Genomic DNA, 10,469 nt, shown 5'->3' with positions numbered 1-10,469 from the left:
CGGCGTGTCCAACCTGTCCTTCTCGTTCCGCGGCAATGAGCCGGTGCGCGAGGCGATGCATGCCGTGTTCCTCTACCACGCCATCCAGGCGGGTATGGACATGGGCATCGTCAACGCCGGCCAGCTTGCCGTCTACGATAACATCGATCCGGAGTTGCGCGAGGCCTGCGAAGACGTCGTCCTGAACCGCCGTCCGGATGGGACCGAGCGCCTGCTCGCAGTCGCCGAACGCTTCCGCGGCGCCGGCACGAAGGAAGCGAAAGCCCAGGACCTTTCCTGGCGCGAGTGGACGGTCGAGAAGCGTCTCGAGCATGCGCTGGTCCTCGGCATCACCGAATATATCGAGGCCGATACCGAAGAAGCCCGGCAGAAGGCCGAGCGCCCGCTGCACGTCATCGAAGGCCCGCTGATGGCCGGCATGAACGTCGTCGGCGATCTTTTCGGTTCCGGCAAGATGTTCCTGCCGCAGGTCGTCAAGTCGGCGCGCGTCATGAAGCAGGCGGTTGCCGTGCTGCTACCCTATATGGAAGAAGAGAAGCGGCTGAACGGCGGCGACGAGAGGAAGTCTGCCGGCAAGATCCTGATGGCGACCGTCAAGGGCGACGTGCACGATATCGGCAAGAACATCGTCGGTGTCGTACTTGCGTGCAACAATTACGAGATCATCGATCTGGGCGTCATGGTGCCGGCGACGAAGATCCTCGAGACAGCCGTGCAGGAGAAGGTCGATGTCATCGGTCTCTCGGGTCTCATCACGCCGTCGCTCGACGAGATGGTGCACGTGGCAGCCGAAATGGAGCGTGAGGGCTTCGATATCCCGCTTCTGATCGGCGGCGCGACGACCAGCCGTGTTCATACCGCAGTGAAGATCCATCCAGGATATCACAAGGGCCAGACGGTCTATGTTACGGATGCGAGCCGCGCCGTTGGCGTCGTCTCGTCCTTGCTGTCTCCGGATACGCGTCAGACCTATATCGACGGTATCCGCGGCGAATATGCCAAGGTTGCCGCGGCGCATGCGCGCAGCGAAGCTGAAAAGGTTCGCCTGCCGCTCCCGCGTGCCCGCGAGAATGCGCACCAGGTGGATTGGGCCTCCTACAAGCCGACCAGGCCGCGGTTCATCGGCACCAAGGTGTTTGAGGATTATGATCTGGCGGATATCGCCCGCTACATCGACTGGACGCCGTTCTTCCAGACCTGGGAGCTACGCGGCCGTTACCCTGCCATTCTCGACGACGAGAAGCAGGGCGAGGCGGCACGCGCGCTCTGGGCCGATGCGCAGGCGATGCTCAAGAAGGTGATTGACGAAAAGTGGTTCCGCCCGCGTGCCGTCATCGGCTTTTGGCCGGCAGGCAGCGTCGGCGACGACATTCGTCTGTTCGCGGACGAAGCCCGGAAGGAAGAGCTTGCCACCTTCTTCACGCTCCGCCAGCAGCTTTCGAAGCGCGACGGCCGCCCGAACGTGGCGCTGTCGGATTTCGTGGCGCCGGTTTCGAGCGGCGTCCAGGACTATGTCGGCGGCTTTGTTGTGACGGCCGGCATCGAGGAAGTCGCCATTGCAGAGCGGTTCGAGCGGGCGAATGACGACTACTCGTCGATTTTGGTCAAGGCGATCGCCGACCGCTTCGCCGAGGCCTTCGCCGAGCGCATGCACGAACGGGTCCGCAAGGAGTTCTGGGGTTATGCCAAGGATGAGAAGCTGACCAACGAGCAGCTTATCACCGAGGAGTATGCCGGAATTCGCCCGGCACCTGGGTATCCGGCGCAGCCCGACCACACGGAGAAGGCAACGCTCTTCCGGCTGCTCGATGCCCAAAAGGCAGCCGGCGTGAAGCTGACGGAGAGCTACGCCATGTGGCCCGGTTCGTCCGTCTCCGGCCTCTATATCGGCCACCCCGACAGCTACTATTTCGGTGTTGCAAAGGTGGAGCGCGATCAGGTCGAGGACTATGCCGCGCGCAAGGGCATGACGATTTCCGACGTGGAGCGCTGGCTCGGGCCGGTGCTGAACTACCTGCCGCGCAAGGTGGACGAGGAAATCGACGACGCGGCTTGATCGTCGGCGGTCAGTTCAGAGATTGAATCAAGAAGGGCGGAAAGTGCTTCACTTTCCGCCCTTATGTTTTTGCGGCAACTGGATTTTCCGCAACTGAGTATCCTGACGGCTGATCTGGCAAGGGCGATATTCCTATGCTAACATAGCTAAGTTAGCTAATGAGGTGGCCATGAAAGTGACGGTTCACGCAGCCAAGACAAATCTCTCGAAACTGATCGACGCTGCGCTTTCAGGTGAGGAGGTTGTCATTGCCAAGGGGCAGAAGCCCGTCGTCAAGCTTACACCCATCCCGCAGAATTCCTTCACGATCGGAATTCTGAAGGGGCAGGTCGGCGGGAGCGCGCCCGACTTCTTCGAGCCGATGGATGAGGACGATCTGGCGAACTGGGAAGGCGCGAATTGAACGCGGTTCTGCTCGACACTCACGCATGGGCATGGTCCTTGACGGCCGACGCGCGGCTGACGGCGAGGGCCGTCACTGTGATCCAGCAAGCGGATGCCGTTCTCGTCAGCCCCATTTCATTGTTCGAGATCGGTCAAAAGGTGCGGCTCGGCAAATGGCCCGCGATGCAGTCATACATTCATGACCTAGCGGAGCTGCTTGAGCGGCAGGGCGGACGAACCGTTGCATTGACGCCAGACGTTTGCCTGCAGGCATCAACGATGGACTGGGCGCATCGTGACCCGTTCGACCGGCTGATTGCCGCCACGGCCATGGCGAACGGACTTCCGCTGATTTCGGCGGACACGGTTTTCGACAGGCTCTCCAGCGATCAACGCTGGATTGCCCGGCTCTGGTAGCCGTCAACTGGCCCCGATCGTAAGCTCAGCCACGAAATCATAGGCGTCGCCGCGGTAGAGCGAGCGGGTGAATTCGATCGCCCGGCCGGAGCCGACATAGGAGATACGCTCGATCGAAAGGCCCGCGGCCCCGACCGGAACGCCGAGGAGATGGGCGTCGGCTTCCTTCATGTTCGTGGCCGAGATGCGTTGCACGGCGCGGACGGGGCGGACGCCGCGGCGTTCGAGTTCGGCATAGAGGGATGTCGTCACCACGGATGGATCGGGCAGGAACTCGCCGGAGACGCTCGCATGCTCGATCGCCAGCGGCTGATCGTCGGCGATGCGAAGGCGCGAGAGACGCGAGACCTTGATGTCTGTGGCGAGGCCCAGAATCATCATTTCGTCGGGCGAGGGGGTATGGATGCCCTTATGCAGCCATTCGGAACGCGCCGTCATGCCGCGCCGCGCCATGTCCTCGGTGAAGGACGTGAGCTGCGAAAGCCGCTGTTCGACCTTCGAGACCGGCTTGGCCACGAAGGTGCCGGAGCCGTGGCGACGGACCAGCAGGCCATCGGCGACGAGATCGTCGATCGCCTTGCGAACCGTGACACGGCTGACGGCGGCGAATTCTGCGATATCGCGTTCCGGCGGCAGGGCGTCGCCGTGGCCGAGGGCGCCGGTGCGCATGGCATCTTCCAGAGTGCGGCGCAGCTTTACATAGAGAGGGCCGGTCCCGCCGGCTTGCAGGCGCTCGGGCGACAGGATGGTCGCGAGGTCGTCGGTCATGCGGCGCCTCTCTTTGCAGCGGTCAGGCGCTTGACTGCAAGGTTGACTGCGCCTTGGAGGACGTCGCCTTTCGGCGGTGCGAGCAGCGCTTTATGTCGCTCTGAAAGCCACGGTTCATAGGCCTTGGCGAGGCCGCCGAGCAGGCAAATTGCCGGACATTCCGGCCACAGCAGCGCGTCCAGGTTTTCGCCGATTGCCGCGGCCGCATCCTTGACGATACCGACCGCGATCTCATCGCCCTGCGCGGCGTAGTCGAAGACCAGCGGCGCATAGCGTGCGAAGTCTTTCGGTTTCGAAACGTGGGCGAATTCGACGAGGCGTTCAGGATCGTCGCCGTACTCAGCCAATATCCTTGCTGTCAGAGGTGATGGCGGGCGCACGCCGTCGTAGGCGAGCAGGGATTTTTCCATGAGGTCGCGGCCGAGACGCGCGCCGCTTGCCTGATCGCCAATGACGAACCCCCAGCCGCCGATGCCATGGAGCTTGCCGTCGCGGCGAGCATTATAGACCGAGCCGGTGCCGAAGGCGCCGATGACGCCATCGGAATCTCCCAGCGCGCCCTGAAGCGCGATCAGGGCATCCGTCACGACATGGCCGTCCGCAAAGGGCAGGGCTCGCTCGATACGTACGCCATAGTCTCCCACATTGGCTCCGGCGACGCCGACGACGGCCGAGACTTTGGAAAGGGTGTCGGCAGAAAGGCCTGCCGCCCGCAAAGCCTCACGCGCTGATTCGACGATATTGATCAGCGAGCTTTCCAGATCGGAAAGGATATTGGCAGGTCCGGCATTGCCGCGACCCAGAATATTGCCCACCCTGTCGGCAACTGCGGCACGGCAGCTCGATCCGCCTCCGTCTATGCCGATTGCAAGCCCCGTCATCTAACCTCCGAATGCCGCGTCCGCTTGGCTTTGTTACAATACCAAAAAAATACCATTTACCAAGCAGAATTGGTTTTCAAAATCCTCATCTTTGTATCATGCTGATTTTTAAAGAAAAAATTTTTGAAAGAAATTTATTGGCCTCAAAAGTTAAATTCGGCTGGACAATTGGTATTTTTTTGGCCTTAATTCCGGATAGGGAACAGCAAGTAGAGGCAGATAGAACGGCGCCAAGCATCAGTCGCTGTCTTTAAACGGTCGCGTCGGGATGTCGCTTCAGTGCGAGCGCCATGGGAGATCAGCCAGCTATTCCTTGCGAGTTTATCGCGCCCGGTTGAGCGTACCGGAGGGCGCACCGGCCGGAGGCGGCATCGCTTTCCGCGTCCGTCGAGCTTTCGGGGCCGGCAGTATATGGCGGCCCTCACGGAGTGTTGAGGTATATCCTCAGGCACACCAACTGCTTGTTTCAGAACCAAAGATAGCGCCCCATGGCGCTTAAACAGGAGAGGGAAATGAAGAACACTGCTCTGAAAAGCCTGCTGCTTGCCTCCAGCCTGCTCACGTCTGCCGGCTTTGCATATGCCGCCGACGTCACGCTGACGGTTGAAAGCTGGCGTAACGACGACCTGTCCATCTGGCAGGAAAAGATCATCCCGGCCTTCGAGGCGAAGAACCCGGGCATCAAGATTACGTTCTCGCCGACCGCGCCGACGGAATACAATGCCGCACTCAATGCCAAGCTCGATGCCGGTTCTGCAGGCGACCTCATCACCTGCCGGCCGTTCGATGTCTCGCTGGAACTCTACAACAAGAAACTCCTTGCCGACCTAACGAGCCTGTCGGGCATGGAGAACTTCTCGCCGGTCGCCAAGGCGGCCTGGACCACTGACGACGGCAAGGCCACCTTCTGCGTGCCGATGGCCTCGGTCATCCACGGCTTCATTTACAACAAGGACGCTTTCGACAAGCTCGGTATCGCAATCCCGACAACGGAAGCCGAATTCTTCGCAGCGCTCGACAAGATCAAGGCTGACGGCACCTACATCCCGATGGCCATGGGTACGAAGGATCTCTGGGAAGCCGCGACCATGGGCTACCAGAACATTGGCCCGAACTATTGGAAGGGCGAGGAAGGCCGCGCAGCCCTCATCAAGGGCGAGCAGAAGCTGACGGACAAGCCTTGGGTAGCGCCTTACGAAACTCTCGCCAAGTGGAAGCCCTATCTCGGCGACGGCTTCGAGGCACAGACCTATGCCGACAGCCAGAACCTCTTCACGCTCGGCCGCGCTGCGATCTACCCGGCCGGATCGTGGGAAATCGGCCTGTTCAACTCTCAGGCTCAGTTCAAGATGGGTGCCTTCCCGCCGCCGGTTCAGAACGCCGGCGACACCTGCTACATCTCCGACCACAACGACATCGGCATCGGCCTGAATGCCAAGAGCGCCCATTCCGAGGAAGCCAAGAAGTTCCTCACCTGGGTTGCCTCTCCGGAATTCGCCGAAATTTATGCCAACTCGCTGCCGGGCTTCTTCAGCCTGAACTCGACGCCGGTAAAGATGAACGACCCGTTGGCCCAGGAATTCGTCTCCTGGCGCGAGAAGTGCAAGCCGACGATCCGCTCGACCTACCAGATCTTGGCGCGCGGCACCCCGAGCCTCGAAAACGAGACCTGGGTTGAATCGGCCAATGTCATCAACGGCACCGACACGCCGCAGGCTGCTGCCGAGAAGCTGCAGAAGGGCCTCGACAGCTGGTACAAGCCGGCGAAGTGATGGGAAAACCCTCCCCAACCCCTCCCCACAAGGGGGAGGGGCTTAGGCGGCCGCCGATGCGCGGTTTGGCGGGGAGGGGATCGTGCCGCGCGTCTTCTTCCCCCTTGTGGGGAAGATGGCCGGCAGGCCAGAAGGGGTCTCGTCATGCCGGAGGCATGGCGGTTCGCTCGTAGCGAAGAGGCGCCCGGCAGGGCGGATGAGCGGTTTTCTTCGTTGCCATCCCTATTTCCACCTGCGCCGTGCCTCGACGGCCAACAAGAACGGCCAAAAAGCCATGAACGAAGCCGAAAACGCCGCCATCGATGTGGCTCCGATCAAGCGGCCCGCCCGCTGGCACATCCTCGTTTTCCTGCTGCCGGCCTTCCTCGTTTATACGGCCGTGATGATCCTGCCGCTGATCGAGACGCTTCGGTTGTCCTTCTACAATGTCATCGACGGCCAGCCCGCATTCGTCGGTTTTGCAAATTACAAGGTTCTTTTCGGCGATGCGCGGTGGGCGCACGACTTCTGGAACGCGCTGAAGAACAACGTCATCTTCTTCATCATCCATATGTGCGTGCAGAACCCGATCGGCGTTGCGCTCGCGGCGATGCTTTCCATTCCGAAGCTGCGTTTCGTGACCTTCTACCGGACTGCGATCTTCCTGCCGACGCTGCTTTCCTTCGTCATCGTTGGCTTCATCTGGAAGCTGATCCTGTCGCCGATCTGGGGCGTCGCGCCCTGGATGATGGACCTGGTCGGCATGAAGTCGCTCTTTGCGCCCTGGCTCGGAAGGCCGGGCAGCGCGCTGATCGCCGTGTCGCTGATCTCCGTCTGGCAATATGTCGGCATTCCGATGATGCTGATCTATGCGGCGCTCCTCAACATTCCGGAAGAAGTCATCGAGGCCGCCGAATGCGACGGCATCACTGGCTGGAGCCAGTTCTGGAAGATCAAACTGCCGCTGGTGCTGCCGGCGATCGGCATCATCTCGATCCTGACCTTCGTCGGTAATTTCAACGCGTTCGACTTGGTCTATACCGTGCAGGGCGCGCTCGCCGGGCCGGACATGTCGACCGACATCCTGGGAACGCTGCTCTACCGCACCTTCTTCGGTTTCCAGTTGCAGCTTGGCGACCGTTCCATGGGCGCGACGGTGGCGACGGTGATGTTCCTGATCATCCTCGCGGGCGTTTCGCTCTATCTCTTCGTCATCCAGCGGCGCATCCGCCGCTACCAGTTCTGAGGGGAGGACGGCCATGTCCAAGGCACGCACATCTCTCGTCCGCTCCGGCTTCGTGCATCTGGCGCTGATCGCCTACACGCTGGTAGCGCTCTTCCCGGTATTCCTGACGATCATCAATTCCTTCAAGGACAGGAACTCGATCTTCCGGGCGCCGCTTACGGTGCCGACGCCCACTTCCTTCAGCCTCATCGGCTACCAGACGGTGCTGGGGCAGGGTGACTTTGCCACCTACTTCCAGAACAGCGTGATCGTCACCGTCGCCTCGATCTTCTTCGTGCTTCTGTTCGGCGCAATGGCGGCCTTTGCGCTCTCGGAATACCGTTTCCGCGGCAACCTTATGACGGGGCTCTATCTCGCGATCGGCATCATGATCCCTATCCGCCTCGGTACCGTTGCCATCCTGCAGGGGATGGTCGCCGCCGGCCTCGTCAACACGCTGACCGCGCTCATCCTGGTCTACACGGCGCAGGGCATTCCGCTTGCGATCTTCATCCTTTCGGAATTCATGCGGACCGTTTCCGACGACCTCAAGAATGCCGGGCGGATCGATGGGCTGTCGGAATACGCGATCTTCTTCCGTCTGGTGCTGCCGCTCGTGCGGCCGGCGATGGCGACGGTGGCGGTCTTCACCATGATCCCGATCTGGAACGACCTCTGGTTCCCGCTGATCCTCGCGCCGAGCGAAGCGACGAAGACGGTCACGCTCGGCTCGCAGATCTTCATCGGCCAGTTCGTCACCAACTGGAACGCGGTGCTGGCGGCCCTTTCGCTGGCGATCCTGCCGGTCCTCGTCCTCTACGTCATCTTCTCGCGGCAATTGATCCGCGGCATCACTTCGGGAGCCGTCAAGTGAGTTCATCCGAAAAGCCGATCCGCGTTCTCGTCGCCGGGCTTGGCAATATGGGGCGCAGCCATGCGCTCGCTTATCACAACAATCCCGGCTTCGAGATCGTCGGTCTCGTCAATCGTTCGAAGCCGGTGCTGGCGCCTGAGCTTTCCGGCTACGAGATCCTGCCCGACTTCAAGAAGGCGCTTGCCGAACTGAAGCCCGATCTCTGCTCCATCTGCACCTATTCCGACAGCCATGCCGACTATGCCGTCGCGGCATTCGAGGCCGGTTGCCATGTCTTCGTGGAAAAGCCGCTGGCGACCACCGTCGCCGACGCCGAGCGTGTCGTCGCGGCGGCGAAGAAGGCCGGGCGGAAGCTGGTGATCGGCTACATCCTTCGCCATCATCCATCCTGGATGAAGCTGATCGAGGAAGCGCGGAAACTTGGCGGACCGTATGTCTTCCGCATGAACCTCAATCAGCAATCCAGCGGCCCGACCTGGGCAACCCACAAGTCGCTCATGCAGACGACATCGCCGATCGTCGATTGCGGCGTGCACTACGTCGACGTCATGTGCCAGATCACCGACGCGAAGCCGGTGGAGGTGCGCGGCATGGGGCTGCGCCTCTCGGACGAGATCGCGCCGGACATGTATAATTACGGCCATCTGCAGGTGATCTTCGAAGACGGTTCCGTCGGCTGGTACGAGGCCGGCTGGGGTCCCATGATTTCGGAGACGGCCTTCTTCGTGAAGGATGTCATGTCGCCGAACGGGGCGGTCTCGATCGTCATGGATCCGAATGCCAAGTCCGACGATATCGATACGCACACCAAGACCTCCGTGATCCGTTTGCACAGTGCCGAGACGGGACCGGAGGGCAAGTTCATCAGGCCGGATCAGGACATGACGATGGCGGGCGAGCCCGGCCATCAGGACCTCTGCGATCTGGAGCAGGCCTTCATGCTGAAGGCCATCCGCGAAGATCTGGACCTCAACCGTCATATGAGCGATGCCGTGGCGTCGCTGCGGATTTGCCTTGCCGCCGACGAGAGCGTGCGCACCGGCCAACCGGTCAAACTATAAGAGGAATATGAGTAGTGGGATCGCTTCAACTCAAATCCATCCGTAAGGCTTACGGCACGCATGAAGTGCTGAAGGGCATCGACCTAGAGGTGCGTGACGGCGAGTTCGTGATTTTCGTCGGTCCGTCCGGCTGCGGAAAATCGACCCTGCTGCGGAGCATCGCAGGCCTCGAGGATGTCACGTCCGGTGCCGTCCTCATCAATGGCAAGGACGAAACGCTGACGCCGCCCGCAAAGCGCGGCATCGCCATGGTCTTCCAGTCCTACGCGCTTTATCCGCACCTGACGGTAAAGGACAATATGGGCCTCGGTCTGAAGCAGGCCGGAACGCCGAGGGGGGAGATTGAGACCCGCGTCGGCAAAGCCTCGGCGATGCTGTCGCTCGAACCCTATCTGGCGCGCCGCCCGGCTGAGCTGTCCGGCGGTCAGCGCCAGCGCGTCGCAATCGGCCGCGCGATCGTGCGCGAACCGGAACTTTTCCTTTTCGACGAACCGCTGTCCAATCTCGATGCGGCGCTGCGTGTCCAGACGCGCCTGGAGATTGCCAAGCTGCATCGTCAGCTGAAGGCGACGATGATCTACGTCACCCACGACCAGGTCGAGGCGATGACGCTTGCCGACAAGATCGTCGTACTGAACGCCGGCGCGATCGAGCAGATCGGTTCGCCGATGGAGCTCTACAACCGGCCGGCCAATCTCTTCGTCGCCGGCTTCATCGGTTCGCCGATGATGAATTTCATTCCGGCCGACAAACTGAGCGACGGCCAGGCAAAGACCGTCGGCGTGCGGCCGGAGCACCTGACGCTCTCGCGCGACAGCGGAACGTGGAAGGCGAAGGTGGTGCATGTCGAACATCTCGGCGCCGACACGATCGTCTATCTTGAGTCCGAGCAGTGCGGCCTGCTGACGGCGCGCCTTTTCGGCGCGCATGCCTATGAGCCGGACGAGATCGTTTTCGCGTCGCCGGACGCAGCGCATATGCACCGTTTTGACGCGGATGGCCGGGCGATCCGCTAGGCTTAACAGAAAGAAAAGCCCCGCCGTTGAGCGGGG

Annotated in this window: 11 protein-coding genes; 9 read left to right on the top strand and 2 right to left on the bottom strand. The window is 61.3% G+C overall.

All coding sequences use genetic code 11. The features are described 5' to 3' along the window. From ACPYOJ_RS02475 to ACPYOJ_RS02465, 3 genes are all read left to right on the top strand, one after another. Window positions 1-2,056: vitamin B12 dependent-methionine synthase activation domain-containing protein (locus ACPYOJ_RS02475; RefSeq protein WP_481414832.1), on the top strand; the 2,056-nt coding region annotated here is incomplete at its 5' end. Between the two features lie 169 nt (window positions 2,057-2,225). After that, window positions 2,226-2,459 (top strand): type II toxin-antitoxin system Phd/YefM family antitoxin, encoded by a 234-nt coding sequence (locus ACPYOJ_RS02470; RefSeq protein WP_168830625.1) that lies wholly within the window; start codon window positions 2,226-2,228, stop codon window positions 2,457-2,459. Further along, entirely contained in the window at window positions 2,456-2,857 is a 402-nt protein-coding gene (locus ACPYOJ_RS02465; protein ID WP_481414831.1) for a type II toxin-antitoxin system VapC family toxin, read from the top strand. Before ACPYOJ_RS02470 ends, ACPYOJ_RS02465 begins: the two co-directional genes overlap by 4 nt. A 3-nt stretch (window positions 2,858-2,860) precedes the next feature. On the opposite strand, the gene ACPYOJ_RS02460 is transcribed toward ACPYOJ_RS02465, so the two are convergent. Together ACPYOJ_RS02460 and ACPYOJ_RS02455 are read right to left on the bottom strand one after the other, a co-directional pair. Further along, complete coding sequence (locus tag ACPYOJ_RS02460) at window positions 2,861-3,625, bottom strand: GntR family transcriptional regulator (RefSeq protein WP_168830627.1); 765 nt, start codon at window positions 3,623-3,625, stop codon at window positions 2,861-2,863. Next, window positions 3,622-4,506, bottom strand: a complete 885-nt coding sequence (locus ACPYOJ_RS02455) for a glucosamine kinase nucleotide-binding domain-containing protein (protein ID WP_481414830.1) — start codon at window positions 4,504-4,506, stop codon at window positions 3,622-3,624. The genes ACPYOJ_RS02460 and ACPYOJ_RS02455 overlap by 4 nt, the downstream gene beginning before the upstream one ends. A gap of 11 nt (window positions 4,507-4,517) precedes the next feature. On the opposite strand from ACPYOJ_RS02455, the gene ACPYOJ_RS02450 reads away from it, so the two are divergent. The 6 genes from ACPYOJ_RS02450 (at window position 4,518) to ACPYOJ_RS02425 (ending at window position 10,433) form a co-directional block, all read left to right on the top strand. After that, a complete protein-coding gene (locus ACPYOJ_RS02450) occupies window positions 4,518-4,760 on the top strand; it encodes a hypothetical protein (protein WP_481414829.1) in 243 nt (80 codons plus the stop codon). Between the two features lie 258 nt (window positions 4,761-5,018). After that, complete coding sequence (locus ACPYOJ_RS02445) at window positions 5,019-6,278, top strand: ABC transporter substrate-binding protein (RefSeq protein WP_481414828.1); 1,260 nt, start codon at window positions 5,019-5,021, stop codon at window positions 6,276-6,278. A 274-nt stretch (window positions 6,279-6,552) separates the two neighbouring features. After that, window positions 6,553-7,503 carry a carbohydrate ABC transporter permease gene (locus ACPYOJ_RS02440; protein WP_481414842.1) on the top strand — a complete coding sequence of 317 codons (951 nt, stop codon included), beginning with the start codon at window positions 6,553-6,555 and terminating at the stop codon, window positions 7,501-7,503. A 13-nt stretch (window positions 7,504-7,516) separates the two neighbouring features. After that, a complete protein-coding gene (locus tag ACPYOJ_RS02435) occupies window positions 7,517-8,356 on the top strand; it encodes a carbohydrate ABC transporter permease (RefSeq protein ID WP_481414827.1) in 840 nt (279 codons plus the stop codon). Continuing rightward, on the top strand, window positions 8,353-9,417 hold the full coding sequence (locus ACPYOJ_RS02430; RefSeq protein WP_481414826.1) for a Gfo/Idh/MocA family protein: 1,065 nt from the start codon (window positions 8,353-8,355) through the stop codon (window positions 9,415-9,417). The genes ACPYOJ_RS02435 and ACPYOJ_RS02430 overlap by 4 nt, the downstream gene beginning before the upstream one ends. 14 nt (window positions 9,418-9,431) lie before the next feature. After that, the gene (locus tag ACPYOJ_RS02425; RefSeq protein WP_481414825.1) at window positions 9,432-10,433 is read left to right on the top strand and encodes an ABC transporter ATP-binding protein; all 1,002 of its coding nucleotides are present in this window, start codon (window positions 9,432-9,434) and stop codon (window positions 10,431-10,433) included. Window positions 10,434-10,469: the final 36 nt, after the last annotated feature.

This window comes from Rhizobium sp. SVR5-9E (assembly GCF_056755095.1).
Note: the sequence above shows the minus strand (reverse complement) of the source record. Positions and strands in the feature narration are given on the sequence as shown.